This is a genomic window from Siminovitchia sediminis (assembly GCF_042680885.1).
GTDB classification, from domain to species: Bacteria; Bacillota; Bacilli; order Bacillales; family Bacillaceae_C; genus Siminovitchia; species Siminovitchia sediminis.
The window spans coordinates 1-26,004 of the sequence record NZ_JBHUEO010000019.1 but is presented as its reverse complement, the minus strand read 5'-3'; the positions used below and the strand labels follow the sequence as shown (position 1 = coordinate 26,004).

General features: G+C 44.2%; 29 protein-coding genes, 21 tRNA genes, 1 rRNA gene and 1 pseudogene. 10 read left to right on the top strand and 42 right to left on the bottom strand.

Annotated features, from left to right (window positions below; all coding sequences use genetic code 11):
- Positions 1–2: 2 nt before the first annotated feature.
- The 12 genes from ACFSCZ_RS08425 to ACFSCZ_RS08370 all read right to left on the bottom strand — a co-directional run bounded on the left by ACFSCZ_RS08425 (position 3) and on the right by ACFSCZ_RS08370 (position 9,178).
- Positions 3–266, bottom strand: a complete 264-nt coding sequence (locus tag ACFSCZ_RS08425; protein WP_380773428.1) for a EutN/CcmL family microcompartment protein — start codon at positions 264–266, stop codon at positions 3–5.
- Positions 217–1,035 carry a hypothetical protein gene (locus ACFSCZ_RS08420; RefSeq protein WP_380773426.1) on the bottom strand — a complete coding sequence of 273 codons (819 nt, stop codon included), beginning with the start codon at positions 1,033–1,035 and terminating at the stop codon, positions 217–219. Before ACFSCZ_RS08420 ends, ACFSCZ_RS08425 begins: the two co-directional genes overlap by 50 nt.
- Positions 1,036–1,037: 2 nt before the next feature.
- On the bottom strand, positions 1,038–1,319 hold the full coding sequence (locus tag ACFSCZ_RS08415) for a BMC domain-containing protein (protein WP_120118712.1): 282 nt from the start codon (positions 1,317–1,319) through the stop codon (positions 1,038–1,040).
- A gap of 43 nt (positions 1,320–1,362) precedes the next feature.
- Positions 1,363–1,863: a BMC domain-containing protein gene (locus ACFSCZ_RS08410; protein ID WP_380773424.1), complete on the bottom strand. Its 501-nt coding sequence runs from the start codon at positions 1,861–1,863 to the stop codon at positions 1,363–1,365.
- 21 nt (positions 1,864–1,884) lie between these two features.
- Positions 1,885–2,850, bottom strand: a complete 966-nt coding sequence (locus ACFSCZ_RS08405) for a hypothetical protein (RefSeq protein WP_380773423.1) — start codon at positions 2,848–2,850, stop codon at positions 1,885–1,887.
- A gap of 16 nt (positions 2,851–2,866) precedes the next feature.
- Positions 2,867–3,130 carry a BMC domain-containing protein gene (locus tag ACFSCZ_RS08400; RefSeq protein ID WP_380773422.1) on the bottom strand — a complete coding sequence of 88 codons (264 nt, stop codon included), beginning with the start codon at positions 3,128–3,130 and terminating at the stop codon, positions 2,867–2,869.
- A gap of 29 nt (positions 3,131–3,159) precedes the next feature.
- Complete coding sequence (locus tag ACFSCZ_RS08395) at positions 3,160–4,497, bottom strand: UbiD family decarboxylase (protein WP_380773420.1); 1,338 nt, start codon at positions 4,495–4,497, stop codon at positions 3,160–3,162.
- Complete coding sequence (locus tag ACFSCZ_RS08390) at positions 4,484–5,050, bottom strand: UbiX family flavin prenyltransferase (RefSeq protein WP_380773419.1); 567 nt, start codon at positions 5,048–5,050, stop codon at positions 4,484–4,486. Before ACFSCZ_RS08390 ends, ACFSCZ_RS08395 begins: the two co-directional genes overlap by 14 nt.
- Positions 5,051–5,074: 24 nt before the next feature.
- Positions 5,075–5,668, bottom strand: coding sequence for a cysteine hydrolase family protein (locus ACFSCZ_RS08385; RefSeq protein ID WP_380773418.1), 594 nt, complete (start codon positions 5,666–5,668; stop codon positions 5,075–5,077).
- Positions 5,669–5,685: 17 nt separating this feature from the next.
- The gene (gene allB, locus ACFSCZ_RS08380) at positions 5,686–7,179 is read right to left on the bottom strand and encodes an allantoinase AllB (protein ID WP_380773417.1); all 1,494 of its coding nucleotides are present in this window, start codon (positions 7,177–7,179) and stop codon (positions 5,686–5,688) included.
- Positions 7,180–7,446: 267 nt separating this feature from the next.
- Positions 7,447–7,809, bottom strand: coding sequence for a Na-translocating system protein MpsC family protein (locus tag ACFSCZ_RS08375; protein WP_380773415.1), 363 nt, complete (start codon positions 7,807–7,809; stop codon positions 7,447–7,449).
- A gap of 577 nt (positions 7,810–8,386) precedes the next feature.
- The gene (locus ACFSCZ_RS08370; protein ID WP_380773414.1) at positions 8,387–9,178 is read right to left on the bottom strand and encodes an alpha/beta hydrolase family protein; all 792 of its coding nucleotides are present in this window, start codon (positions 9,176–9,178) and stop codon (positions 8,387–8,389) included.
- A 105-nt stretch (positions 9,179–9,283) separates the two neighbouring features.
- On the opposite strand from ACFSCZ_RS08370, the gene ACFSCZ_RS08365 reads away from it, so the two are divergent.
- The 3 genes from ACFSCZ_RS08365 to ACFSCZ_RS08355 all read left to right on the top strand — a co-directional run bounded on the left by ACFSCZ_RS08365 (position 9,284) and on the right by ACFSCZ_RS08355 (position 12,000).
- Positions 9,284–10,282 (top strand): ABC transporter substrate-binding protein, encoded by a 999-nt coding sequence (locus ACFSCZ_RS08365; protein WP_380773413.1) that lies wholly within the window; start codon positions 9,284–9,286, stop codon positions 10,280–10,282.
- Between the two features lie 151 nt (positions 10,283–10,433).
- Positions 10,434–11,207 carry an ABC transporter ATP-binding protein gene (locus ACFSCZ_RS08360; protein WP_380773411.1) on the top strand — a complete coding sequence of 258 codons (774 nt, stop codon included), beginning with the start codon at positions 10,434–10,436 and terminating at the stop codon, positions 11,205–11,207.
- Positions 11,191–12,000, top strand: coding sequence for an ABC transporter permease (locus tag ACFSCZ_RS08355; RefSeq protein ID WP_380773409.1), 810 nt, complete (start codon positions 11,191–11,193; stop codon positions 11,998–12,000). Before ACFSCZ_RS08360 ends, ACFSCZ_RS08355 begins: the two co-directional genes overlap by 17 nt.
- A 398-nt stretch (positions 12,001–12,398) precedes the next feature.
- Here ACFSCZ_RS08355 and ytkD read toward each other — a convergent pair whose 3' ends face one another.
- Both ytkD and ACFSCZ_RS08345 read right to left on the bottom strand, forming a co-directional pair.
- Complete coding sequence (gene ytkD / locus ACFSCZ_RS08350; protein WP_380773407.1) at positions 12,399–12,875, bottom strand: RNA deprotection pyrophosphohydrolase; 477 nt, start codon at positions 12,873–12,875, stop codon at positions 12,399–12,401.
- 96 nt (positions 12,876–12,971) lie between these two features.
- Positions 12,972–13,301, bottom strand: a complete 330-nt coding sequence (locus ACFSCZ_RS08345) for a hydrolase (protein ID WP_380773405.1) — start codon at positions 13,299–13,301, stop codon at positions 12,972–12,974.
- 154 nt (positions 13,302–13,455) lie between these two features.
- On the opposite strand from ACFSCZ_RS08345, the gene ACFSCZ_RS08340 reads away from it, so the two are divergent.
- Positions 13,456–13,710 (top strand): DUF6154 family protein, encoded by a 255-nt coding sequence (locus tag ACFSCZ_RS08340; protein ID WP_380773404.1) that lies wholly within the window; start codon positions 13,456–13,458, stop codon positions 13,708–13,710.
- A gap of 145 nt (positions 13,711–13,855) precedes the next feature.
- On the opposite strand, the gene ACFSCZ_RS08335 is transcribed toward ACFSCZ_RS08340, so the two are convergent.
- The gene (locus ACFSCZ_RS08335; protein WP_380773403.1) at positions 13,856–14,314 is read right to left on the bottom strand and encodes a Dps family protein; all 459 of its coding nucleotides are present in this window, start codon (positions 14,312–14,314) and stop codon (positions 13,856–13,858) included.
- A gap of 121 nt (positions 14,315–14,435) precedes the next feature.
- Here ACFSCZ_RS08335 and ytzI point away from each other — a divergent pair, with 121 nt between their 5' ends.
- The 3 genes from ytzI to ACFSCZ_RS08320 all read left to right on the top strand — a co-directional run bounded on the left by ytzI (position 14,436) and on the right by ACFSCZ_RS08320 (position 15,082).
- Positions 14,436–14,600: a YtzI protein gene (gene ytzI, locus ACFSCZ_RS08330; RefSeq protein ID WP_380773400.1), complete on the top strand. Its 165-nt coding sequence runs from the start codon at positions 14,436–14,438 to the stop codon at positions 14,598–14,600.
- 15 nt (positions 14,601–14,615) lie between these two features.
- Complete coding sequence (gene yidD, locus ACFSCZ_RS08325) at positions 14,616–14,846, top strand: membrane protein insertion efficiency factor YidD (protein WP_380773399.1); 231 nt, start codon at positions 14,616–14,618, stop codon at positions 14,844–14,846.
- Positions 14,847–14,920: 74 nt separating this feature from the next.
- The gene (locus ACFSCZ_RS08320; RefSeq protein WP_380773397.1) at positions 14,921–15,082 is read left to right on the top strand and encodes a DUF1540 domain-containing protein; all 162 of its coding nucleotides are present in this window, start codon (positions 14,921–14,923) and stop codon (positions 15,080–15,082) included.
- A 43-nt stretch (positions 15,083–15,125) separates the two neighbouring features.
- On the opposite strand, the gene ACFSCZ_RS08315 is transcribed toward ACFSCZ_RS08320, so the two are convergent.
- The 5 genes from ACFSCZ_RS08315 to ACFSCZ_RS08295 form a co-directional block, all read right to left on the bottom strand.
- Complete coding sequence (locus ACFSCZ_RS08315; protein ID WP_380773395.1) at positions 15,126–16,592, bottom strand: o-succinylbenzoate--CoA ligase; 1,467 nt, start codon at positions 16,590–16,592, stop codon at positions 15,126–15,128.
- A 71-nt stretch (positions 16,593–16,663) separates the two neighbouring features.
- Positions 16,664–17,482: a 1,4-dihydroxy-2-naphthoyl-CoA synthase gene (menB, locus tag ACFSCZ_RS08310; protein WP_380773394.1), complete on the bottom strand. Its 819-nt coding sequence runs from the start codon at positions 17,480–17,482 to the stop codon at positions 16,664–16,666.
- Positions 17,483–17,498: 16 nt separating this feature from the next.
- The gene (menH, locus tag ACFSCZ_RS08305) at positions 17,499–18,326 is read right to left on the bottom strand and encodes a 2-succinyl-6-hydroxy-2,4-cyclohexadiene-1-carboxylate synthase (RefSeq protein ID WP_380773392.1); all 828 of its coding nucleotides are present in this window, start codon (positions 18,324–18,326) and stop codon (positions 17,499–17,501) included.
- Complete coding sequence (menD, locus tag ACFSCZ_RS08300) at positions 18,323–20,077, bottom strand: 2-succinyl-5-enolpyruvyl-6-hydroxy-3-cyclohexene-1-carboxylic-acid synthase (RefSeq protein ID WP_380773391.1); 1,755 nt, start codon at positions 20,075–20,077, stop codon at positions 18,323–18,325. Before menD ends, menH begins: the two co-directional genes overlap by 4 nt.
- The gene (locus ACFSCZ_RS08295) at positions 20,074–21,471 is read right to left on the bottom strand and encodes an isochorismate synthase (RefSeq protein ID WP_380773389.1); all 1,398 of its coding nucleotides are present in this window, start codon (positions 21,469–21,471) and stop codon (positions 20,074–20,076) included. Before ACFSCZ_RS08295 ends, menD begins: the two co-directional genes overlap by 4 nt.
- 321 nt (positions 21,472–21,792) lie before the next feature.
- Between ACFSCZ_RS08295 and ACFSCZ_RS08290 the strand changes: the two genes are divergently transcribed.
- The 3 genes and pseudogenes from ACFSCZ_RS08290 to ACFSCZ_RS08280 form a co-directional block, all read left to right on the top strand.
- The gene (locus ACFSCZ_RS08290; protein ID WP_380773387.1) at positions 21,793–22,545 is read left to right on the top strand and encodes a TraR/DksA C4-type zinc finger protein; all 753 of its coding nucleotides are present in this window, start codon (positions 21,793–21,795) and stop codon (positions 22,543–22,545) included.
- A gap of 160 nt (positions 22,546–22,705) precedes the next feature.
- On the top strand, positions 22,706–22,861 hold the full coding sequence (locus ACFSCZ_RS08285; protein WP_380773386.1) for a hypothetical protein: 156 nt from the start codon (positions 22,706–22,708) through the stop codon (positions 22,859–22,861).
- Positions 22,846–23,470: pseudogene (locus tag ACFSCZ_RS08280) on the top strand (transposase); the annotation flags it as partial. The gene ACFSCZ_RS08285 and the pseudogene ACFSCZ_RS08280, both read left to right, overlap by 16 nt.
- Here ACFSCZ_RS08280 and ACFSCZ_RS08275 read toward each other — a convergent pair.
- The 22 genes from ACFSCZ_RS08275 to rrf all read right to left on the bottom strand — a co-directional run bounded on the left by ACFSCZ_RS08275 (position 23,468) and on the right by rrf (position 25,601).
- Positions 23,468–23,539, bottom strand: a tRNA-Glu gene (locus tag ACFSCZ_RS08275). The pseudogene ACFSCZ_RS08280 and the gene ACFSCZ_RS08275 sit on opposite strands and share 3 nt — an antisense overlap.
- An 8-nt stretch (positions 23,540–23,547) precedes the next feature.
- Positions 23,548–23,638 (bottom strand) — tRNA-Ser (locus ACFSCZ_RS08270).
- Positions 23,639–23,665: 27 nt separating this feature from the next.
- Positions 23,666–23,737: transfer RNA gene (locus ACFSCZ_RS08265), tRNA-Asn, on the bottom strand.
- A gap of 1 nt (position 23,738) precedes the next feature.
- Positions 23,739–23,815 (bottom strand) — tRNA-Ile (locus ACFSCZ_RS08260).
- Between the two features lie 5 nt (positions 23,816–23,820).
- Positions 23,821–23,894, bottom strand: a tRNA-Gly gene (locus ACFSCZ_RS08255).
- An 11-nt stretch (positions 23,895–23,905) separates the two neighbouring features.
- Positions 23,906–23,980: transfer RNA gene (locus ACFSCZ_RS08250), tRNA-His, on the bottom strand.
- Positions 23,981–24,011: 31 nt separating this feature from the next.
- Positions 24,012–24,087, bottom strand: a tRNA-Phe gene (locus ACFSCZ_RS08245).
- An 81-nt stretch (positions 24,088–24,168) separates the two neighbouring features.
- A tRNA-Asp gene (locus ACFSCZ_RS08240) sits at positions 24,169–24,244 on the bottom strand.
- Between the two features lie 10 nt (positions 24,245–24,254).
- Positions 24,255–24,328, bottom strand: a tRNA-Met gene (locus ACFSCZ_RS08235).
- A gap of 15 nt (positions 24,329–24,343) precedes the next feature.
- A tRNA-Ser gene (locus ACFSCZ_RS08230) sits at positions 24,344–24,436 on the bottom strand.
- A gap of 13 nt (positions 24,437–24,449) precedes the next feature.
- A tRNA-Ile gene (locus ACFSCZ_RS08225) sits at positions 24,450–24,526 on the bottom strand.
- A gap of 6 nt (positions 24,527–24,532) precedes the next feature.
- A tRNA-Met gene (locus ACFSCZ_RS08220) sits at positions 24,533–24,609 on the bottom strand.
- 25 nt (positions 24,610–24,634) lie between these two features.
- Positions 24,635–24,710: transfer RNA gene (locus ACFSCZ_RS08215), tRNA-Ala, on the bottom strand.
- Positions 24,711–24,716: 6 nt separating this feature from the next.
- Positions 24,717–24,793: transfer RNA gene (locus ACFSCZ_RS08210), tRNA-Pro, on the bottom strand.
- A 21-nt stretch (positions 24,794–24,814) separates the two neighbouring features.
- Positions 24,815–24,888, bottom strand: a tRNA-Arg gene (locus tag ACFSCZ_RS08205).
- A gap of 12 nt (positions 24,889–24,900) precedes the next feature.
- Positions 24,901–24,986: transfer RNA gene (locus ACFSCZ_RS08200), tRNA-Leu, on the bottom strand.
- 9 nt (positions 24,987–24,995) lie between these two features.
- Positions 24,996–25,067, bottom strand: a tRNA-Gly gene (locus ACFSCZ_RS08195).
- A 7-nt stretch (positions 25,068–25,074) separates the two neighbouring features.
- Positions 25,075–25,156, bottom strand: a tRNA-Leu gene (locus ACFSCZ_RS08190).
- A 3-nt stretch (positions 25,157–25,159) separates the two neighbouring features.
- Positions 25,160–25,235: transfer RNA gene (locus ACFSCZ_RS08185), tRNA-Lys, on the bottom strand.
- Positions 25,236–25,287: 52 nt separating this feature from the next.
- A tRNA-Thr gene (locus ACFSCZ_RS08180) sits at positions 25,288–25,363 on the bottom strand.
- Positions 25,364–25,369: 6 nt separating this feature from the next.
- A tRNA-Val gene (locus tag ACFSCZ_RS08175) sits at positions 25,370–25,445 on the bottom strand.
- Between the two features lie 40 nt (positions 25,446–25,485).
- Positions 25,486–25,601: ribosomal RNA gene (gene rrf / locus ACFSCZ_RS08170) — 5S ribosomal RNA — on the bottom strand.
- Between the last annotated feature and the right edge of the window lie 403 nt (positions 25,602–26,004).

Below are 26,004 nucleotides of genomic sequence, written 5' to 3'. Positions count from 1 at the left end.
CTCTATTCCATACTGTCAATAATTCCTACAATGGCCGCATCTACAGGGGCATCTTTATTTTGGATCGCCCGAGATGCCATGCTTCCCTTTACAAAGATGACCTGTTCACCAATGCCCGCTCCAACTGTATCAACGGTTATAATGGGCTGAGAATCCAAGGGGGTACCGTCAACTCCGATGGGCTGTGTAATCAGCAGCTTAGTGCCTACCAATCTATCATCTTTTCTCGTTGCTGTTACTCTTCCAACTACGATTCCCATTTCCATAGATTGCTCCCGCCCTTTTCTCGTTGATTTCAATGTCATATTCCCGGGCAACATCCCGTGCAAGTGGTGTTATGATTGCTCCATGTCTTACATCGATCCGCTGTTCTCCAGCATCTGCATACTGCTGAATCGTTTCTGCTGTTATAAGTTGCTTACTCCCGCTGATAACAGCAGAGTTTATGTAATAAGATAACTCATGATGATGATTAAGCAGATCGATTCCGATACTTTTTAACTTTTGGAGTTGCCCCTGCATGTCGTGTTTCAAAAAAGAAGTCCCCCGGTCCATTCCGGCATTTTTCCAAATGGGATGGTACGGGTCGGCCCCTGCTGTGTAGGCACTCACCTTCTTGCCGCTCATCAACGCCCAAAGCAACAGTCTGATCTCTCTGTGTCTGTCATTGAAATGCAATAAATCTGAAACAACAGAAAATGGCAAGATCGGTATATATACATAATCGATGCGGCTTATTTGCTGCTCAGCCTCGTCCAGAGAGATCCAATCATCCGTGCCGGCTTTGGAGGCAAGATCTATTTTGTCATAATACTCAAGAATGGAATGATCGGGGCATAAACGTATCCGCAAGTTTCCACCAGAGCATGCGTGCAGCTCTTTAATGGTTCCTAAGCCTTCGTCCATTCCATTCATGTGATAAAACAGCAGAGCAAGCATTGTTTTCTGGCGTTTTCCTTCCTCCATTACACGATTACGAAAGAGCAGCTCCTGTAAAATAGACTCCGCCAGATAACTTTGCCTGTTGAGATACATACTTATTCACCTTTGGATAAGAGTGCTCGTTCAACCTCACTGTGAGGTCTGGGGATGACATGGACGCTGACTAATTCTCCTACACGGCTTGCTGCATCTGCCCCCGCATCCGTTGCTGCTTTGACTGCTCCTACATCTCCACGGACCATGACAGTAACAAGACCGAATCCAACTTTTTCGTAGCCGCAAATTTCCACATTGGCCGCTTTTACCATGGCATCTGCTGCCTCCACAGCTCCGACGAGTCCTTTTGTTTCAACCAACCCTAATGCTTCTCCACCCATTTTGAAACCCTCCTTATAAGGTTTAAATTCATGTATATCCTAACTACTTTTCATCATTTTCAGTATTGAGATCATTTTTTTTCATTTCGTTTTCATCTGCAGCAGCAGTACTGCTGTCTTTTGCCTTTGAACGTCCCTTTCCTGTTTTTGGTGTACCTGTAGATTTCGCTGACTTGCGCACTTCCTTTATCGGTGCTTCAGACGAAGAGACTGCCGGTTTTGCTTCCACTTGACTGTTTTCCCCGGCCTGATGATCCAACATGAACTTGCTCAGCAGCTTAAGATTCACCTCTGAATGCGCTCTCGGAATCACGTCGGTAGAAATGACTTTTCCTACAAGCTCGCCCTGTTCTCTCCCTGCTTCCACAGCTGACGTAACAGCCGCAACATCACCGGTAATATGGATGGTTACTCCAACATATCCGCTGACACCAATTACTTTTTCCATACCGATAATTTCTACATCAGCCGCTTTGACTGCTGCGTCTGCTGCCGAGACAGCAGTCGTATATCCCACCGTCTCAATCAGTCCCAATGCAAACAATCACCCATCCTCCTTTCTGAATTACACCATTTGATCCGTACCGGGGAGTCTTCCTGCCTCTTTCTTAAGCTCGGTTACAAGCTCGGACACAACATGATAACTTCCTTTCAGAAGCACATAATTTTCGGCAATTTCATAGTCAAGGCTGGTATTGTCAAATTTCCTCAGTAAAGAATCCATTAATAGAATTCCGGAATAATAGGAAACGCCTTCTAACAGTCCAATAGCATCCACCGACAAGCTGATGTTCAGCTGTTTGGTCAGCCACGGGCTCGGGGAGATGGCTGTATATGTTTCAAAGCTTTTTAAAGAGCGCCTGTTAAGCTTTTGATACGCTTCATTCATAACCTTTTCAAGCCGATCCACATCATCGTCATAAAATTCGGCAATGAAAGGTGCATCACCAGCCTTTTCCCATGATATGTAAAACTTTATGTCCTGATGATCCCGGATGATTTCATTCACAAGCAAAAGATAGCTTGGCCAACATACAGGCATTTTGATGACCCCAACAGCTGCTCTGTTTAACGGACGCTGAAAGCTTCCCATCAGTTCCTGGGGAAGGTTCGGAAAAAACCAGACACAGCCCCCGTTGCGTACTTTCCCAATGATCTTGGAGGATCTCACTCCCCCGTGGTTGTCTCCTGCAACACCTGTCCCTCTTCTGGACACTTTCCCCTGAGCCATGGAGATCGACCGTAACTTGGAAATTGATTCTTCATTAAAATGCTTGTCAGAAAGCGCAGAGGGCCTGTTTTTCCGTTGAGAATTCTGGCGTACGGGACGGACAGGCGTTGAGGAAGACGCCCTTTGTTTTCCCAGTACCGACAGTCTCTGATCCTGTTTTAAGCGTTGGTAGTTCGGTCTGTCAATTCCATCCAAAGACGTGTTGGCAGAAGGTTTGCCCCTCTGCTTGTGGCCGCTTGTAATGACGGTTGTATTTCCGCGAAGGACTTCCTGTACCACTTGCTTCATTACATCTGACAATCTGAGTCACCTCCCGTTAGAGAATTTTTTTCAACTCGGAGTGCGGTCTTGGTATCACGTTTGAAGAAATCAACTCTCCGCCGGCGATATCCGGCGCAAGCCGTCCAATATCTACAGCCGCGCTGACATCTGCTACATCTCCTTCAATGATTACTGTTACAAGACCTGAGCCGACCCTTTTCATATCAACCAATGAGATATTCGCAGCTTTCGCCATAGAATCCAGCGCCTCGATGGCTGCGGTCAACCCTCTGGTTTCCACTAAACCAATTGCACTCATTCAAACTCACCAGCCTTCGCTTAATCAGCTTATAAATAGTCATTAAGATCAATTTCAATCGGGACGGACGTTCTTCTGAACATCTCTTTTTCTGAAATCGGGTACGTGGCGTCTATACCCATTTTGGCTGTTACTCCTCTGAGATTATGAGAGGATTCCAGCGGGGAGCCTTTTGCACCTGGAATAATAAACACATCCTGATCTGCCTGGCATCGGGTGGCAATGGCCCATTCGACATCCTCGTGATTAAAAATATCTACATCGTCGTCTACAACAACTACATGTTTTAAATCTTTATCACTGGCAAAAGCAGCCAATGCCGCCTGCTTGGCGTCACCTTCTGTCTTTTTTTCAATTTGAATAATCGCGTGAAGCCGTGCAGCAGCAGCCATTGTTACATGAACCGCCTTCACATTCTCAACGGTTTGCTTGACTGTACTTAACAGCGTCATCTCACGCACTAGACACATCGGCAGTCTTTCTTCTGAACTGGAGGGAAAAATCGTTTGGGAAATGGGGTTATTTCGGTAAGTGATTGCTGTCATTTCAACGACTGGCTGAGGGGCATTTCCTCCATAGTAGCCGCCCAGCTCACCGAAAGCTCCCTCCGGATCCCTTTCATGGGGGACAATTTTTCCTTCTAAAACAATTTCAGCTTCAGCAAGGACCTCCAGATCAACTGTTTTACATTGAACAACATCCAATGACTCTCCGAGCAGCGCCCCGGACACATCCAGTTTATCTGCATGGAATAAATGCGTGCTGAATTGAGAAGCCAACACTACTGCCGGCACCACCCCAAACATGACAGCCACTTCCATCGATTCTCCTCTTTCTTCAAAATAGGCAACCTGTCTGTTTAATTCGGAAGAAGTGATGACAATATTCGTTCTGTTTCCGCCGATAAACTTCATTCTTCTGATCGATGTATATCTCTTTCTTCCTTCTACATCTTTCACGACCAGTACTCCCGAAACATAATAAGGACCGCAGTCTTCTGTATGAAACGTCGGAACCGGAAAAAAGTCATCCAAATCAAACGGAGGCAAAACTACATTTTCATGAACCGGGCCCGTCGGAACTAAATTTGTAGGCAGGGGGTTGATCAGAGAATCTACCATTTTCGGCAGCAATTCATTGACTTCAAGCCCCATACTGTCAGCCATTAATTTACGGCTTCCCCCCAAACCGGCAGCCATCGGGACGGAATATCCCTGCACATTTTCAAACAGGAGAGGCTGCTCTCCCTTTAAAGCTCTTATGACTGCCCCTAATTCATAATCCGGACTCACTTCTTTATGTATCCGGTTCAATAAACCACGCTTGTCCCAATCCTCCAGTAAATCTCTCATATTAAGGGGATTCATTCTTCTCACCCCATCTCTCTATCAGATCATGTTCTATTTTCAGCTCGTCCAATATTCGGGCAACAATAAAGTTCACTAATTCCCAGATTTCCGTTGGACGATGGTAGAATCCCGGACTTGCAGGTAATATACTGACACCTGCTTCAGCAAGAGTTGTCATATTGCGCAAGTGAATCACATGAAAAGGGGCTTCCCTGGGCACTACAACAAGGTTTCTTCTTTCCTTCAATACAACACTTGCTGCTCTGCTTAACAGCGTATCCCCTACTCCGTTTGCGATGGCACCCAACGTGTTCATCGAGCAAGGAACGATCACCATGCCATCCGTTTTGAATGAGCCGCTCGCAATGGAGGCAAATAAATTTTGATTGTGATGGACTACCGCATATTCTTTTAAGTCCTCTATCTTAACCCCGCATTCGAATTGCATGACCTTTACTCCCATTTCGGTTGCAACGACATGCGTTTCAATTCCTAATTGATGGAGGGCGCGGACCAGTGTATAAGCATACAACGATCCGCTTGCTCCCGTTATGCCGACAATGATTCTCATCTCTCACCCACCGGAACTTTTATTCTAGACCGTCTGTGTATCTTGGGAGAATTTTTTCTTTGCGGCTTCTATATATTCATCTGTAGTCATAATTTCACCGAAAATTCCTATATCACGCAGACCTCCACGGTGCATATCTTCATCCTTGGATGCAGTTCCATCAGACAGAGCAATGACATTATATCCATGGTACAACGCGTCGGATGCGGTACTCCTTACACAGACATTTGTCCATACACCAGTCAGCACGACTGTATCAATTTTTTCTTCTCTTAAGAAAAGGTCAAAATCTGTATAGCTAAAGGCACTATGACGGCGCTTTTGAACAACATAATCTCCTTTGTCCTCATCGGGCTGCAGCTCATCGATAAACTGCGATCCCCAAGTCCCTTTAATGGCATGAACGGGACGCACCCTGAAATCCGCATCGTTTTTGCGGTGAGCCTCTTGAATGTGTACCACTTGAATTCCGTTATCATGACAGAAGTCAATGGCTTCTCTTATTTTGGGCACAATTTTCTCCCCATTTTCACATCTCAACACAGCTTTCTCACCAATAAAGTCATTGAGCATATCGATGATCACCAGTGCATGCTTTTCCCCTTTTAACTGTTTCATGAAAAAAACTCCTCCCTTTAGTTCGTTATTAAATCTCTTTGAAGAGCCTTTTCTACCCGAGGCTTCTCTTCGGCTTCTTTTGCTCCTTCTTCATATGTTTCATATTTAATGACACGTTCCAGCCTTTGAATGCTCTGCCTCTTGACGTATTCTCCATAGCCGGCCTCGCCTATAATTCCGCCATTGTCTTCGTCATACACGACTCTGCCCCTGACAATTGTCTGAATGGGTTTCCCTTTGAGCTTAAGCCCATGAAGCGGGTTATATTTTGCCATGGATTCAGTCTTTTTCTCGTCAATTGTATACTCCCGCTCCAGATCAATCACTGTAAAGTCAGCATCACTGCCGATCTCCATGGAACCTTTTTTCGGGTAGATTCCAAAATGGACTGCTGCATTTCTGCTCGTTACCTCAACAAATCTTGACAGTGAAAGACGTCCTTTATTCAGCCCTTCACTCACAAGGATCGGCACCATTGTCTCAACCCCCGGTATTCCCGGAAAGCTGTTCCAGATGGTGGAATCCTGTGCATTTTTTTCTGTGGCAATTTCATACGGGGCATGGTCCGTTCCGACAAAATCAATTGTTCCGTCAGCCAGAGCCTGCCAGTGGACAAGATTATCTTCTTTTTCACGCAGCGGAGGAGCAATTTTGGCAAAAGTGCCTCTTTCCGACATCGATTCTTCGGCATTGAGCATTAAGTAATGCGGACATGTTTCCGCTGTAACTTTAACGCCCCGTTTTTTGGCTTCTCTTACTAGTGTTACGCCTTCTTTTGTACTCATGTGCACGACATGCACGCGTGCACCCGTTGCTTCTGCAAAACTGATAATGAGCTGAATTGCAGTCTTTTCGGCAAGCGCCATTCGAGCTTCTGCCCAAGCCGGTCCATCAAGCCTTCCTTCCTTTTTAAGTTTTTCAGAATAGAAGGTACAAATGTCATAGTTTTCAGCATGAACGCCAATCGGCATTCCTGTTGGAGCGATATGGCTGAAAATTTCCAGCATCTCTGCATCAGAGACTTTGGGAAATGTAGGAACGGAAGGGGTCATATAAACTTTAAATGCAACAACGCCTTCATCTATTTGGGGCTGGATATTATGAAGCAGTCCCTCCCGAACATCTTCACCTGTCATTCCACCCCAAAAAGCAAAGTCTATGTATGCTTGTTCTTTTAATGGGGCCAATTTTTTGTGGAAACTTTCGGCATCGCGGACGGAAGGCTTGCTGCAGCAAGGCATATCGATATGTGTGGTCACCCCGCCTGCGGCAGCTGATCTTGTGCCGGTTGTAAAAGTTTCGCGGTGAGTGAAACCAGGATCCATAAAGTGCGTATGCGGGTCAATACAACCCGGAACAACAAGATTTTCTTTCATGTCAATGACTCGATCAGCCGTCAAGCCGTTGAGTGCCGCTGTATAGCCTGCAATTTTTCCCTGATCGACTAATATGTTCGTTTTTACCTTTCTGTCCCCTTGAGGAATCAGTGCATTTTTTAAAATTAAATCCATAACTCTCTCTCCTTTCAAAATCATTCATATGCAAAGTGATATCTTTGTAGAATTAAAGCAGGTGTCCGTTTTTTCTCCCATCACCTCCCTGATATAAAAAACCGCAGATTCAAAATACTCCTTCACCAAAAGGAATAGCCTGAATCTGCGGTTCAACCAATCTCCGTTTAACAGAGACTTATGTAACCGTTCCAATTCTGTCTTGAATGAAAACGAGCCTGCGCTTTCATCCCAGAGTGCTTCTGTAAATGACCGGAAACGATTGCTCTATGTAATTTTCTGATCAAATATGATTACACAAACTGCTTCTTCTGAATCGGGATCGTAGTCCTTGAGTACAGATAAGACCTTCATTCCCGTTACGTCTTCAATAATCTTCCTAAATTTAGCTTTAAATTCTACAATCAAGGCAGCATCAGCATACGTTGTCAATTCCCAAAAATTTTGGCTCAATGCTTTAAAAGCAGTGACACGTTTATGCTTTGCAAAAATGATCACCCTGTTTTCTTGGATATCTACCCTTTGGCTTCGGACCCCCGTAGCATAAAACTCCTGGTTCACCCGATTATATACTTGGGCTATATCTCTTTTTAATGTTCTGATCTCTATCTCTGTCGAGGTTCCATTCACCTTGATAACCCCCTTGCACCTATAATATTAATGAATTCGCTTACAACTGTCAAGATATTTTTGAGAATATTTGGTCTTGACACAATTCATTGAATGATTATATTATTTTATACTTTATTTTACTTTTTTTACCGATTTTACAAGGCATCAGACCTATCCGAGATTAACCGTTTCACAGCGTTTTAGACAGTTGCTTTCGTATTTCCGGTTGGGTCATTGTACAGCTGCCGCAGCGATTCCTGCCATTTTAATATCACTGTGGGTGAACAAAACCCAAGGCACATCTTAAACGACAAGCTACAAGCATGATGAGTAAGCTTATTTGACATAGTATTATGCAGCTGAACTGTATTTCATCATGGGCTACATATAATCCAGTTCCTTTCGGCTTTGCAACGAGCTGAATGGCTCCATTTGAATTAGCGCGTACAAGGGGGGGATTCTCCCGCGTATCATGCAAAAACCGCCCGCTCAGGACCCGCGTCGTATCCACTCCATACATAAGTATTACAAAGCAAAGATCCTTTCCCATTAAAAACATCCTTCCATTGGTCTCACAATCCAATGGAAGGATGTTTCACTTCTTACCTGTCTTTCTCATCCAGGTACACATATCATGAACGACCTTGCGGTTTAATTCAGGAGGAAAATAATGACTTACGTGTTCAAAGTACCATGTTTCTACCGGCTTTTGAAGAGACAACAGCCTTTTTTCCAGCCGGTAGGCATGATCGACCGAAACATTTTGATCCTTCCTCCCATGAATGATTAAAACGGGGATTTGAAGTTTTTCCAAATCATATAAAGGCGTGCGGAATTTGTATTGATCAAAAGCGGTTTTTGGAGAACCGCCAATCACACGCTTCATCATTCTTCTTAAATCCTTTCTCTCAACATAGGTCAAAACCATATCAGACACACCGCCCCATGTGACAAGAGAAGCTGCTTCCTTAAACTGAATCCCTGTCAAAAGGGCCATTACTCCGCCTCGGGAAAAGCCAAAAATATGAATCCGGTTATCCAGCACGGAAGGGTGCTCCCTTAAAAGCCGGAAAGCAGAAAAAGCATCTTTCCTGTCTTCCCCTGCAAAATCCTCGTTTCCTTCACCTCCCCTGTTTCCCCGATAAAATGGGGCAAATACAATAAAACCCTCAGAGGCGAATTGGGCAATCCTTGCAGGCCTGACCATACCAACACTTTTAATTCCGCCTCTTAAATACAATATGCCTTCATATTCGCCTTCTTGTACGGGTTCTGCCAACAGCCCTTTCACCCTTAATCCGGATGAAACATATGTTATTAAAAACATGCGGATATGAGGATTCGGTGAAGGAAACTGAAATTTATCCAAAATGTTAATCTGATCCATAATCATCTAGACCCCTTTTCAAGTAATCACACATCTTCATGCTTTTCATACGATATGTTAGCCCAAATTACTTAAGTCCTGCAAGACTTGACAGGAGGTATCCGCATGAAACGCTGGTTAAAGATCGGAATGTTGATGGTTGCTGTTTTCTTGTTAATGTTTGCATCCGCCTGCTCACAGAAAGAAGAGCGCACAAAAGTGAGCTTGGCGGAAGTGACCCGGTCTGTATTTTATACTCCTCAATATATAGCTCTGGCCAACGGATATTTTGAAGATGAGGGATTGGATGTCGAATTAAAAACAACATGGGGCGGGGATAAAACGATGACCGCCTTGCTGTCGGATGCAGCCGATATTGCCCTCGTCGGTTCTGAAACGTCCATTTACGTATATGCTCAAGGCACAAATGATCCTGTTATCAATTTTGCACAATTAACCCAAACCGACGGAACCTTTTTGGTTTCTCGGGAAAAAGTTGACGATTTTGAATGGGATCAGCTCAAAGGCTCAACATTCCTGGGACAACGGAAAGGCGGAATGCCGCAAATGGTCGGTGAATTTGTATTGAAAAAACATGGGATTGATCCTCATCAAGACCTGGAATTAATTCAAAACATTGACTTTGCGAACATTGCCAATTCCTTCGCCTCGGGAACCGGTGATTATGTACAATTGTTTGAACCGACTGCCTCTGTTTTTGAAAAAGAAGGAACGGGTTATATCGTCGCTTCATTTGGCGAAGAATCCGGTCACGTGCCTTATACCACATTTATGGCAAAGGAAAGCTATATAAAAGATAACGAAGAAACAGTGGAGAAATTTGTGCGTGCCCTATATAAAGCCCAACAATGGGTAGAAAAAAGCAGTGGAGAAGACATTGCCAAAGTGGTACAGCCATATTTTGAAGACTCAGATGTAGAGACTTTAGCCACGGTTATAGAAAGATATAAAAATCAAGGATCATTTGCAGAAAAAATGACATTAACAGAAGAAGGCTGGGAGAACTTGCAGAACATCATGGAAGAAGCTGGAGAACTTCCTGAAAAAGTGGACTACGATACTCTTGTCAATACGGACATTGTAGAAAAAGTCATGAATGAATAAGAAATGGTTTAGGCAATATCTCATAAAAGAAACAAAAAAAGCTGTCAGTTTTTACAAGAGAGATATTTTAAATATAGACCAACAATGGGAGAAAGGCTGCAATTAGCAGCCTTTCTCATCAGTACTGGCTTGAAAGGAGGCCGAAAACTTCATGAGCTTTTTAACAGCAGAGCATGTTGGACACCATTACTTCTCCCCATCCTCCGTTACCACCGCTTTAAAAGACGTCTCATTTTCTGTAGAGGAAGGAGAGTTTATCTCTCTTATCGGTCCATCGGGATGCGGAAAAACTACTCTGCTTTCCATCATGGCAGGTTTGCTTACCCCCACAGACGGACAGGTAAAAATTGATGGGCAGCCTCCTGATTTGCAGAAAAACCTTATCGGCTACATGCTGCAGCAGGATTATTTATTCCCATGGAAAACCATTGAAGAAAATATTCTCATTGGTCTGAAACTCAACCGGTCTCTTACCCCGGAGTCAAAGGAAAAAGCTTTATCCTTTTTGGAACAAATCGGACTAAAAGGAGTTGAAACACAATTTCCCCGCCAGCTTTCAGGAGGAATGCGCCAGCGTGCTGCTTTGGCCCGTACCATGGCAGTAGATCCAAAGCTTTTATTGCTGGATGAACCGTTTTCGGCACTTGATTATCAAACAAAATTAAAGCTGGAGAACCTGGTTTTTGAAATATTAAAGTCATATCAAAAGACTGCTGTTTTAGTGACACATGATATTGGTGAAGCTATTTCGATGAGTGACAGAATTTTACTGTTTGCTGCGAAACCCGGCAGAGTGCATAAAGTGTTTACAATACCGGATGAATTACGACATTTAACTCCTCTAAAAGTTCGCAGTCAAGATGCTTACTACGATCTATTCAGCACCATCTGGAAGGAGCTGGAAACTCTTGAAGAAGAACAATGATCCCCAATTCCTTCATCATCAATATAAGCAACAACTTGCCAAAGAAAAACGCTGGACTCTCTTTTATCAGCTGCTGATTGTCACGTTATTTTTTTCTCTCTGGGAGGCTGCCAGCCGCAGCCAATGGATTGACCCGCTGATTTTCAGCTATCCTACAAAGGTTTGGGCACTGCTCGTTGAAAAAACAGCGGATGGATCATTATTTTCCCACCTCGGTATAACGGTTTTTGAAACCGTGTCAGGTTTCATACTAGGCACTCTTCTCGGCACCATTTTTGCAGCAATCCTATGGTGGTCGCCGTTCCTGTCCAAAGTACTCGATCCCTATCTTGTTATCATGAATGCCATGCCGAAGGTAGCGTTGGGACCTATTCTTATCGTCGGGCTCGGCCCGGGACTTACCTCCATCATTGCGATGGGTACAATCATTTCCGTAATTATTACAACCATTGTTGTCTATTCTGCTTTTCGGGATGTGGATGAAAATTATATAAAAGTCATGCGCTCTTTCGGAGCTACGAAAAGACAATCATTCCAGGAGGCTATTTTGCCTGCCTGCTTTCCAACCATTATATCTACTTTAAAAGTGAATGTCGGTTTATCCTGGGTTGGAGTCATTGTCGGCGAATTTCTAGTATCAGCCAAAGGTCTTGGCTATATGATTATTTACGGATTTCAAGTGTTCAATTTTACCCTTGTCATGCTTTCGTTATTTCTGATCGTTATCTTTGCGACCATTATGTATCAGCTTGTCGAGTGGCTTGAGAAAAAACTCATTAAGGACCCTGTCTGATCTGCAGGCTGTTTCTATTTCTCCTTTCAGGACTTCGTAAGATCATTTGCTGATTCGCCGATGGCGGTGTTTTCCCGGATTGTCCGGCTGCACCGCCTTTAGTACTTGACGATCCATTTTTTCCAGTCCTTTGAGCCATTCGGAGCTATGAACACTTTTAACGACCAGCTTAAGCGTGTGGGCGGGATGAAACCTTTCTTGGTGACCTATTTACACCTTAGGCTCATATTTTGGCTCCTTGAACCTGCCTTGCCGACCAATCCCGAACCTTCCTGCTAATTTCGGGAGCCATGAACTTTCCTTCGCCACCGTGATGTCACCAGCTATACGTCGGCATATGCCAATGTCTTCGGATCCCTTGAGCCTCAGTGAATCTAATCTCTATTTTATACAATACCCTAAAGCAACCTTCGATCCCATATTTTCCGAAGAGCCGTTGGAACTACTTTATCTTTCATAATAAAGCTGAAGTCGCTTCCTTGCAGCCTGGAAGTGAGATCTCCCTTGATCAGCACAGGACCTTCGGTTTCTAAATAATGGTCCTTTTTCTCCAACTGATAAATCTCTGCTGCAAGAATTGCTTTGACGAAAGGGCCTTTTTCTTTGTCCACTACTTTGTATTCTCCGAGATAATCGAGAATAGATGCGTGGCCTCCCGTCTCCTCGAATACTTCTCTAATCCCGGCTTCTTCAACTGTCTCACCTTCTTCCACTTTTCCGCCCGGAAATTCCAGTCCACGCGCGGGATGATTGGTTAACAGCCAGGATGATTGATATTTGCAGATGACCAATACATGCCCGGGCATCATTTCAAAAGCGTGCTTTTGAAATGAAAGTTGAACTTCATTTTGACAATTATCCAAAAATGTAATCATAAAAAATCTTCCTTTTTGAAAATGAAAAACGCGCTGGAAATATCTCCAACGCTTTTAAAATATACTATTATTCACATTCAATTCAACTGAATTGATTTATTCACTTCTAAATCCGTCAAGAATGCCCATACTTTCTATATGGTCACGTGCCTCTTGATCCCCCAGTTCGTATATCATGTGATATACCCTGTACAAATTAGAGTCATGCTGATCATTGGTAGAGTCATTTGAATACTCTACATAAGGCACGTGTGCCCTAAAAAAATCACCGATGCTGTTTACTTGGCTGGAATCAAATATTGCCCGAAGTTTTGTAATTTCCTCATCGTTTGCCTCAATCTTAAATTGCCAGGGCGATGCTGAAGGAGTGGTTAAAATTTCTCCCGGGCCCACAGATATATAATATGTTTTCTTTTGATCGTTCAATGGAAATAGCTCCTTTAGCAATTAGTTATGTATAGTGTGCATGGTATCTATCTGTTTTATTCCAGACAATAAAATATTAATTATATTTGATTGTTCTCACCATTAAAGGGTATATATATACTAAGAACAAAACGCTGGCGAAAGGGTGAATGAAATGAAACTGATCGATGAATTATTTGAATTGTACCGTGATAAGCTGACTGGCGATGAAGAAGATTTAGACATGATTACTTTCGCTGTATTGGAAGGGTATGATCACGAAGATTTAATAGAAATTGTAAAGGAGATGAACGAATATGAACTACACTACTTTATTCGGTTATATATGCTGGAAACGCTAAAAGGGAAATTTGCGCAAATTGAAGGCAGAAAAGAAAACGGTCCCGACTATTATAAGCCTTTGCACTAAAATATACATATATGGAATTCCGCGTTTATTATATCAGAAGGCGGAAATTTCAGAATAGCTGGTTTCATACTTTTGAACAGGCGGCCATTCTTTTGGTACTAATTCAATCATCGAAAAAGCCTGGATTTGCTCCAGGCTTTTTACTTTATTGGATTTTTTCTCCCAGGAAGGCCTTAAGCATCCAATTATGCTTTTCCAAACTTTGATGGATAGACAGCAGCATATCACCTGTTGTCTCGTCACCTGCATTGTCAGCAAGTTCTATGCCTTTTTTCAATTCCGCTATAAGTGTTTCAAAATCACTAACCGTATCCTGAACCATTTCTTCAGCCGATTTTTTGCCTTCAGCTTCTTGAACGCTTGCCAGCTCGAGTGATTCTCTTAAGGTCGCAACCGGCTCTCCGCCTAATGCCAACAATCTTTCAGCAAGTTCGTCAATGTGGAGGGCTGCCTCATTATATAGTTCCTCAAATTTTTCATGCAGTGTAAAGAAATTTGGCCCTTTTACAAACCAGTGGTAATTATGTAGCTTCGTGTAGAGTACTGTCCAGCTTGCCACCTGTTTATTGACCAGCTCGATCAATTGTTGGTTTTCTGTAGACATTTTATCAACCTCCTGTATATACCTTACCCTATTGTAACAGCATCCAAACAATGATATGTTTTCCTACGGCAATCAAAATTATGCTACAATAGGCTCATATAGACAGGGGGATTGGAAAGCCATGATGTTCATGATCATGATCATTGCTGTAATCATTTGTATTGCCGTGATAGCAGTTACCGCTTTGGTTACGTCTAAAGCTTATAAAGTAAAACATACCGTTGACCCGATGCCAACTAAGCAAGAACATGCCTCGGCTGAGGAAACCGGTTATTCCAAGCGATGAAAGAAGCTATTCAAAATGAAGCAATTATTTATTTTCATTATCCGTTTTTATCAAAAATTGATCTCTCCGATCAAGCCTCCCACGTGCAGATTCTATCCGACTTGTTCTCAATACGGCTTGGAGGCCATTCGGAGGTTTGGTGCCATTCGCGGAGGATGGATGACATTCAGGCGAATTATAAAATGCCATCCATTCCATCCGGGGGGGATTGACCACGTCCCGGAGAAAATTAAAAACGAAAATTGACGTTTCTTTCCTCACATACTTCATGTCATTTAAGCTGAAAATACTCCTGTATCAACTGACAAGGAGTGATACGCATGGCTGAAGATGTTCTTTGTGAAGTAAAGAATTGTCATTTCTGGCAAGAGGGAAATTTATGTGCAGCAGACCGTATTTATATTGTGAGCCATACGGGGCAAGAAGCAGACAACGAAAAAGAAACGGATTGCCAGACGTTCGTTCATAAACAAATGCAGTAATGGAAGGAACGGGGATCATGCTGTCCCCGTTCCTTTGGTTATTTTATAATAAATCTTTAAGCAGGCGTCTCATAAGTTTATTCGCACCGTTTCTGGGAAGCTCGGCCACCTTAAGAATTCTTTTGGGCACCTTATAGGAAGCCAGCTTCTGGCGGCAATACTCAATTAATTCTTCTTCTTTCACATCTTCCGTCGCAACTACAAATCCATAAGGCACGCTCCCCCACTTGGAATCTTCTATTCCTGTCACCCCTGCTTCTTCAACGGACGGATGGCTGACCAGCACTCCTTCCAGTTCAGCCGGATATATATTTTCTCCTCCAGAAATGATGAGATCAGAACGCCGGTCCAAAATGTAAACAAACCCGTCCTCGTCTTTATATCCAATATCTCCTGTTGAAAACCAGCCATCTTTAAAGGAGATTCGATTTGCGTCATCCCTGTTTAAATAACCGGGGGTTACATTGGGGCCTTTTACAAAAATTTCTCCTTCCTGCATGGGTTTTGCTTCCTGGTCAGAATCCGCCATAACTTTCAATTGCGATGGAAATAATGGTTTTCCCGCGGAGCCCAGTTTGGTCAAACTGTCTTCAGGAGAAAGTGTGACAATTTGAGAAGAAGTTTCAGTCATTCCGTATGTCTGGAACACCGGAATACCTTGATCCTTACATGCTTTCAACAGCGGTTTTGGCACTGGACCTCCGCCTGCCAATAAACATCGGAATGCCGGATGATAAGATTGTTCTCCTTGTGCAGTTAACATTCGTGTGATCATCGCGGACACAGCTGACATGATCGTTACCTGTCCTGATGATAAAAGCTGGTTGACGATCCTTTCGTCAAACTTTTCCATTAAGATGACGGGAAGGCCATAAATGATGCTTCGCATTAAAATAGAAAATCCGCTAATATGATAAATGGGCACTGTGCACAGCCATGAATCATTTTTCTCCAGCCCTATATTCAAGATGGATCCAGAAGCACTCCACCAATGATTTCCGTATGTTTGTAAAACTCCTTTTGGGTTTCCTGTTGTTCCGGAGGTATACATAATAGAACAAACATCATCAAGATGAATCTCTTTCTTATAAGGCATTTTTTGAATAGGACGGCTGACCAATTCTTTTACCGAAACAACGGCAGGTTCCAAGGAAGGCTCTAATTTCACCAGTGTATGAGCATTAGGGCTGTCATAGATGATCAATCCAGGCTTGCTGTCTTTGATTTGAAAAAGGAGTTCGTTTGCCGTTAAACGGCAGTTTAAAAAAACAGTTTCAAGACCAAGCTGTTGAATCGCGTGGATAATCCAAACGCTCTCCGGCCTATTGTTTAAAAGAACGGCTACACGATTGCAGTCTCCGGGGACCAAATCTGTCATTTGTCCGGCGGTCTTTTGAACCAGTGTAAACATCTCTTGAAAGGTCCAAGATTGGTCTTTAAAAACAAGTGCTGTACGATCAGGTGATAAGTCCACTCTCTTTTCCAGCCAATTTGGAGTAGTGATTGCCATATTAAAACTCCTTGCTTTCTCATTGATAAAAAGACCCGATGGATGTCCACCAGGTCCTTTAACTTACATTTTTATGGAAAACGCGGGAATTGGCCAAAGTCAGGCTTGCGCTTCTCTTTGAATGCATCCCGTCCTTCTTTTGCTTCATCCGTTGTATAATAAAGGAGCGTTGCATCTCCAGCCATTTGCTGGAGCCCCGCCAATCCGTCTGTATCCGCATTGAATGCAGCTTTTAAGAAGCGAAGTGCAGTCGGGCTCTTTTCAAGCATTTCTTCACACCATTTCACGGTCTCTTCCTCAAGCTGGTCAAGTGGAACGACTGTATTGACCAGTCCCATTTCGAGAGCTTCCTGTGCATTATACTGACGGCACAGGAACCAGATTTCCTTAGCCTTTTTGTGGCCGACGATTCGGGCCAGATACCCGGAACCATAGCCGGCATCAAAACTGCCTACTTTCGGACCTGTCTGGCCAAACACAGCATTATCTGCTGCAATCGTCAAATCACATACAACATGCAATACGTGCCCGCCACCTATAGCATATCCTGCTACCATGGCCACCACAGGCTTCGGTATTACTCTGATCAACCTTTGCAGATCCAACACATTCAGACGCGGAATATTGTCTTCTCCAACATATCCTCCATGACCTCGGACTTTTTGGTCACCACCCGAGCAGAATGCTTTGTTCCCTGCACCGGTAAGGATAATCGCTCCAATTTTTTCATCATCGCGGGCATAAGCGAAAGCATCGATCATTTCAGACACAGTTCTTGGAGTAAATGCATTATGTACTTCCGGACGGTTAATGGTTATTTTTGCAATCCCATTATACGTTTCATATAAAATTTCGTCATAGTCTCTTTCCTTTGTCCAAGTAATTGCCATAAAAGGAACCTCCTCCTTATGATATATGTTCCAACTCGTACAGAAACTCCATCACTATTGTAACAAACTTTTCGGGTACTTCCACATGGATTGCATGACCTGCATGTTGAAATTTCACTAACTCAGCACCTGGGACAAGTTCATTCATTTCTTTGGCAATGGTGCAAAACTTCTGATCGAGCTCCCCGTACATGATTAATACAGGGATGCTCATGCTTGACAGCTCCCCCCACAGAGAAGGCTGCTTTCCTGTACTAAATCCTATTAAACTGTTGGCAAGTCCAATCGGTGTATTTTGAAGTCTTTGTGTTCTTATTTCATTTTTTATATGATCCGGAAGCCTTTTCTGAGTCTGAAATAATGGGATATTCTCCCAAAAATCAACAAAATTTATAATACCTTCTCCCAATATCCTTTTTGCCAAGGTTTCATCATTGCGAATCCGAGCAAGCTTTTCACTTTCCGTTTTCAAGCCCGGGGAAGTGCTTTCCAGCATTAGGCTATTCAGCCTTTCCGGATACATAACCGCAATGCCTAAGGCCAATCTTCCGCCCATGGAATAACCAAGCAGGTGAGCTTTTGGTATACGCAGTTCATTCATGATATAGATAATATCTTTTGCAGCCTGATCCATCTCATAACGCTTAGGGTCCATAGGAGCATCGGTTTGGCCATGCCCGAGCAAATCGATGGAAATCACATAGAAAGACTTTTCTAACGCTTTCCTTAAATAATGCCATGTCGTATGATCACCAGTAAACCCATGCAGAAGAATTACAGGCGCACCATCTGCTTTCCCTTCGGCTTCTACATTGTACGAAATCCCTTCGACATATATCCTCATTGTTCGTCACTTCGGAGATATTTGTTTATTTCCTGGGAAACCTGTTCCCATAACGCCCGGTGTACGTCCAAGTTCCTTGTCCTGTCAGTTGGAATTTCGATAATATTTAAACCTTCATTGGAAGCTGCTTCACGAATCGAAAGATCTAAGTCTTCCCAGTCCAAAACCTTTGTGTACTGTCCGTTATACAGCATAGCAGCATACTCGTAATTCAAACCAGTCGGAGTCCCAAAAATCAATTCAAAATCTTTTTCACCTGCTTGCGGCAAATGCGAGAAAATCCCCCCGCCGTCGTTGTTCAATAAAATAATATTGATATTAATTTTATGGAGCTTTGCAGCAAGCAGTCCGTTCATGTCATGGAAAAAGGATAAATCTCCAATTAGCAGAAAAAGTGGCCGTTCATGTACCGCAGCACCTACTGCAGCTGACACCACTCCATCAATTCCGTTTGCTCCGCGGTTCCCCATCAGTCGGATATTGTTTTCATTGGTATGAAAAAAGGTGTCCACATCCCTGATCGGCATGCTATTGCCAATAAAAAGCGTGCTTTCCGGCGGCAATACATGACTCATTAGATAGACTGCCTTACCTTCTTCCATGTCGGAAATTGACTCCATAAAGGAATGTATGACGCTTTTTGCCTGATCGTTGACCCTCGTCCATAAATCACTCCATGATTGGGACTGCTTTTTTTCCGCAAGTTCCTGCAGCTGGCGGCAAAAAACTGTCTCATTACTATGGACCATATGAGTGCTAAGACGGTAAGGGTCCCTCCAGCCGCCGTTTCCATCAACAATAATATGTTCCACAGATTGTCTTATGGTTTTTAAAAACAGGGACAGCGGCTTAGAAACCGGCTGGCCGCCAAATTGAATAATAATATCAGGTTTGAGCCTTTCTTTTACAAAGTTGGACCGCAAAAAGGTGTCATAGCAGTCAATGACAGCCTTCTTATCAAATGATCCGCTCCTAAGCTGTGACAGTGGATCTGCTAATATGGGATACCCCAATGTCTTGGCAAGTTCTACTACAGCTTCGGGAAATTTTTTCTGATCAATCGTTCCGCATATAATCAAGCCTTTTTCGTATGATGAACACTTTTCTGCTATTTCCCGGCAGATTTCAAGCGGAACTTGCAAGTGGCCTTCAGTACTAAAAGGAAGGGTGGGTCCAGGATTCTTTTCATTAAAAGGATAAGGTTCTAACAGAGGTACCAGAGGCTCCCTCAAAGGAAAATTGACATGTACCGGTCCGGGCAGCAAACCTCTCGAAACAGAGGCAGCCCGAATCGCCGCTGTTTTTGCATATTTGATCATGTCCTCCCCCGTCTCCGGAAGAGCCATGTCTGCAAACCATCTGACATATCGGCCATACAGATGGAGCTGATCAATGGCCTGAGGAGCACCTACATCTCTTAATTCATGCGGACGGTCAGCAGTCAAAACAATTAACGGCACTCTTGATAAACTAGCTTCAATTACAGCAGGAAAATAATTGGCGGCAGCAGTACCTGAGGTACAGAGCAAGCAAACAGGCCGTCGGGATGCTTTTGCCAGGCCCAGTGCAAAAAAAGCTGCAGAGCGCTCATCGATATTCATATACACTTTCATGTCCTGATGTTCGGCAAGCAGCATTGCCAAAGGAGTGGACCGTGATCCCGGGCTGATTACCACTTCATCCACTCTGGCCTGTACGAGACCCTCAATAAAACCTGCTGCATACTCCGTTAATGTTTTCTGCCAGTTCATTCAAAACTTCCTCCCATTGCCTTTAACATTGGTTGAAATTTGATTCCCGTTTCTTTTAACTCTTCTTCTGGATCCGAATCTGCAACGAGTCCGCACCCGGCATATAAAAAGGCTTCCTGATTCTTGATCAAACCAGAGCGGATGGCTACGATAAACTCTCCGTTCCCCCGATAATCGGTCCATCCGACCGGAGCTGCATAAAAACCCCTGTCCATTTTTTCCTGATCCCTGATCATTTTCATGGCTTCCCTGGTAGGTACGCCGCCAAGAGCTGGCGTGGGATGCAATTCACCCACAAGATGAAAAATAGATGTTTCGGGCCTTGCAGTACCGGACACCGGCGTATAGAGATGTTGGATATATGGGGTCTTAAGCAGGATAGGCTCTTCAGGAATGTGGAGTTCCTTACAATAAGGCTGCAGAGCACGCCTGATCATTTGAACTACCAAAGCATGCTCATAGCGGTTTTTTTCATCCTTCAAAAGCCAATCTCCCAATTTTTTATCTTCTTCAGGTTCTACGTGTCTCCCGATAGAGCCCGCCAAACTGGTGGATAACACAAGATCGTCTTTTTTCTGAACAAGCCTTTCCGGAGAAGCCCCGATAAAGCCCCCATCTGCTGTTTCAAGGAGGAAGATAAAACTGTTCTTCTGTTGAACACGAAGCTCCTTCAATACATAATCCGTAAGAACAGGCTGAGAAAAGCCAAGTTTCAGCTTCCGCGCCAAAACAACCTTATCGACGGTATCAGTTGTTTTCAACTTGTTGATCACGGTTGATACAGAAGTGAGCCATTCAGGAACAGAAAGCTCTTCCTTGCTGCTTATAGACGGTGCTTGTACATCATATGAATCCGCATTTTTTAGGAACAGGTCAAACATTTTCTTAATCTGATTGGATGAACGGCTCATTTCACTGTTTTCAAACTGGTTTACAGTTATATAGCAGTCCTCATTAAGAATGGTTAACATGTATTCAGGCAAATAAAACAGCGTATCCCCAAATGGCTGCCACATTTCTTCTTTCACACTGTAAGGATCAAAAGAAAAACCGCCAAATAAAAGCGGTCCCGTTCCCTCCGTCCGGGTGGGGTTGTCAATGACAGCACGAGAAAGGAGTTCACGCCATTCTTTTTCTATTTGTGAAAAACGATCGTCTGCTCTATGGTTTAGAAATGTACGAAGCAGGCCAATCCCCACGATGGTCATAGGATCATCCGGACTTTGCCAAAAGAACCGTTCTCCAGTATAAACAGACCGGTTCATTTGAAAAAAACCCACCGGATCGATCTTCTTCACCTTTCTCGTATAGCTGACTAACACTTTATTCGTTTGGTGTTCTTTATGCTTCATAGTATCAACAAATTTGGTGTGATACGGTGAATGAATCAACATCAATCTCTCCTATAAGCAATAAGCTTAATCTCTACCTTATTATATATGATGGATTGCATGAAATGTAGTAAAACAGCTTTTTCTCACCTATCCTTTTGACCCTGCTGTCTGGACAGGAGTAAAATGAATTGCCCCCAATTTGTATAAGTGAATGTAGCATGTCTCCCGATAACTTTTATTATAACCGGATCCCATCGTACCGCTCATTTTTCTTTCAGGTTTAGACTGATCAAAATAAAGGAAAATAAATACCACGATCATTTTTATTATTACACCAAAAATCGATCATACTAATGATAAACTGCAAAGGGAAGTGAACACATGCTCACAAAGAAGCAATTAGATACATTAAAAAATCTGTTACTGGAAGAAAAAGAAAACTTATCAAGAACAATCCAAGCGGATGAAGGCATTTTAGCACGTGAATCTGAAAGGGACCGCCATGAATTATCCGCATATGATAACCATCCCGCCGATCTGGGATCGGAATTGTATGAAAGGGAAAAAGATATGGCTCTGTCCGTCCATGAAGAAGACCAGCTGGGAAAAGTAGAAGCAGCTCTTACAGCGTTAGAAGAGGGAACATACGGGAAATGCAGAGTGTGCGGCCAAGAGATCAACTATGAGCGCCTGGAAGCAATACCTTATACGGACACATGTGTAGCGCACTCCGCTGAAAATTCAATTGAACAAGATCGTCCGGCAGAAGAGGACTATTTAAAACCTGCCTATGACAACACATTTGCTGATCGCCATGATCGACAAGGCGTTCGGGATTATGAAGATACATTCCAGGATGTGGCGAGATTTGGGACATCTGAAACCCCTTCTGATTTTGAGGGAGACTATGACAGTTACCAAGACTTATACGAAAATGAGATAAGAGAAGGTTTTACCGAAGAATATGAAATGTTTACCGGAAATGATGCAGAATTAGAGGAAGTAGAGGTATTTCAGACAGATACGGAAAGGAAATATGAAGAAACATTGGAGGAGGAAAATATCGATGCACCATTTGGAGATCTGCCCTTCCATGAAACAGACGGATATGTAGATCGGGATAAAAAAAAGTAACAAAAATAAAGAGGCTGGGACAAAACCCAGTAAATAAAAAGAGTGGCATCCACCAACATAGTTGGTGTAGATGCCACTCTTTATGTGTTTTAGCGAGTAAAAAAGATACCTTCTGATAGAATTAAAATCACCACAACCATAATAATTCAGAGGTATCCTTATGTTTAAAGATTATAACATGAATCAGGTTGTTTTGCCGCTGGATTTGGAAATAAAACTACAGGAAAATGACATTGCCTATGCCGTCCACGATGTGGTGGAAAGCATACCAGATGAAGCATTCACTGACTTTATGCGTATGAAGATGATTACATGAAAAACGGTCAGCTATAAGCCGGCTATAATGTGCAGGTTAACGACCGAGGGCCAATATGTGCTCGCTTATGATGTTTTTCCAAACCCGACGGATACACGCACCCTCATTCCTTTTTTGAACAAGATCGAAGAAGGCTTTTTGACCTTATATCCTACATCGTCGCCGATGCAGGCTATGGCAGCGAGCAAAATTACGAAGACGTGGTCACCAGCCGAAACGCATTCCGCTCATTACCTACAATACATACCGAAAAGAGAAGATAAAGAAATTTAAGGACAACCCCTTCCATTCCGCCAACTGGGAATACGACAGGGAAAGAACTGGGGAGATCTACGTAAATCGCAAAATCGACGTGGAGCCAGTCTTCGGATTCCTGAATGCTAATTTGCGTTTCACCCGTTTCTCCGTAAGAGGGAAAAAGAAGGTGAACAATGAATAGGGATTTGCGCTTATGGCAGTAAACTTGAAAAAGTTCACCGCTATGAGCACCTAAGGCGATCTGAAAGAGCAAAAGCCAACGAAAAAGGTTCCGGCCATCAAAAACAGATGATCGGAACCTTTTTCCTTTCTGTGTGGCTAGTTATGTCCCAGCCTCTTTTTTATAGATGACCCCTACGGGATTCGAACCCGTGTTACCGCCGTGAAAGGGCGGTGTCTTAACCGCTTGACCAAGGGGCCATAGGTAATGGCGGAGAAGGAGGGATTTGAACCCTCGCGCCGCTTACGCGACCTACGCCCTTAGCAGGGGCGCCTCTTCAGCCTCTTGAGTACTTCCCCTCTATAAGAAAAATATAATGTAAAAAACTCCGCAGGTAGGATTCGAACCTACGACCGATCGGTTAACAGCCGATAGCTCTACCACTGAGCTACTGCGGAATGGTGGGCCTAAGTGGACTTGAACCACCGACCTCACGCTTATCAGGCGTGCGCTCTGACCAACTGAGCTATAGGCCCATCATTGGAGCGGGTGATGGGAATCGAACCCACGACAACAGCTTGGAAGGCTGTAGTTTTACCACTAAACTACACCCGCATAACCTGTAATGGGGCGACTAGTGGGAATCGAACCCACGATGTCGGAGCCACAATCCGATGCGTTAACCACTTCGCCATAGCCGCCATGAAAGGACATTCTATACAAATGTCTAAATGGTGGCTCAGGACGGAATCGAACCGCCGACACAAGGATTTTCAGTCCTTTGCTCTACCGACTGAGCTACTGAGCCTTATGTAATACGTGCTATGAGAAGTATAAAAACAGCCCCAGCAGCATCCAAGTTCAGCAGCTGCCTTTTGTCAAATCATAATGGCGGTCCCGACGGGAATCGAACCCGCGATCTCCTGCGTGACAGGCAGGCATGTTAACCGCTACACCACGGGACCTTTAAGTTGATTGCGGGAGCAGGATTTGAACCTGCGACCTTCGGGTTATGAGCCCGACGAGCTACCAGACTGCTCCATCCCGCGATAATAGAAAGTAGATGGCGGAGGAAGAGGGATTCGAACCCCCGCGCGGTTTGACCCGCCTGTCGGTTTTCAAGACCGATCCCTTCAGCCAGACTTGGGTATTCCTCCCGAAAAAGTAAAATGGTGGACCTTGTAGGACTCGAACCTACGACCGGACGGTTATGAGCCGTCTGCTCTAACCAGCTGAGCTAAAGGTCCTACAATTGGTAGCGGCGGAGGGGATCGAACCCCCGACCTCACGGGTATGAACCGTACGCTCTAGCCAGCTGAGCTACGCCGCCCAAATCCAAATTCTAATTATGTTAATGGTGGAGCCTAGCGGGATCGAACCGCTGACCTCCTGCGTGCAAAGCAGGCGCTCTCCCAGCTGAGCTAAGGCCCCATAACGTGGTCGGGAAGACAGGATTTGAACCTGCGGCCCCTTGGTCCCAAACCAAGTGCTCTACCAAGCTGAGCTACTTCCCGTTACATATATAGTAATATGTACGCGCCCGAAAGGAGTCGAACCCATAACCTTCTGATCCGTAGTCAGACGCTCTATCCAATTGAGCTACGGGCGCAATAAGCGGAAATGCCGAGGACCGGAATCGAACCGGTACGGTAGTCACCTACCGCAGGATTTTAAGTCCTGTGCGTCTGCCTGTTCCGCCACCCCGGCAAAATAAAGAGCGGAAGACGGGATTTGAACCCGCGACCCCCACCTTGGCAAGGTGGTGTTCTACCACTGAACTACTTCCGCGTAAAAATGCGGGTGAAGGGAGTCGAACCCCCACGCCTTACGGCACTAGATCCTAAGTCTAGCGTGTCTGCCAATTCCACCACACCCGCAAATGGTGAGCCATGCAGGATTCGAACCTGCGGCCCTCTGATTAAAAGTCAGATGCTCTACCGACTGAGCTAATGGCTCTTAATAAGTATATTCCGGTCACTCGACATATTCAGACATCTAGTATACATAATGGTGCCGGCCAGAGGACTTGAACCCCCAACCTACTGATTACAAGTCAGTTGCTCTACCAATTGAGCTAGGCCGGCATATAATGGTGGAGGATGACGGGTTCGAACCGCCGACCCCCTGCTTGTAAGGCAGGTGCTCTCCCAGCTGAGCTAATCCTCCAAAGTATAGGATGATGACATGTCATCCTTATGAGTAGTTTGCCTGGCAGCGTCCTGCTCTCACAAGGGGAATCCCCTCACTACCATCGGCGCTGAAGAGCTTAACTTCCGTGTTCGGGATGGGAACGGGTGTGACCTCTTCGCTATCGCCACCAGACTTGAATATGCTGGCTTCTGCATTCTCACAGGACGTGAGCGTTTCTAGCAGAAGATCCTTTTGCGACATCTTTTATTATACTTTGTTTTATGTATTTTTCAAGAGAAATTTTTCATTCTCTCAAAACCAGATAAGAGAAGATACCAAGAATTGTTCAATCCAGCTACGGCTCCTTGGTGCTCGAGGTCGCTTCACTTCCTCTGTCAAAGCCTGCCGGCTTTTTCGCCGGAAGCTCCAGCGCTTGTCGCACCAGGTCAGTCGCCTGCGCTTTTTATTCAATCCAGCTCCGGCGCCCAGCCCCTCGAGGTCACAAGTCACCTTGGACCGGACGGGCGCTTCCGCCTTTTAATTTTGATTAAGCCCTCGATCGATTAGTATCCGTCAGCTCCATGTGTCACCACAC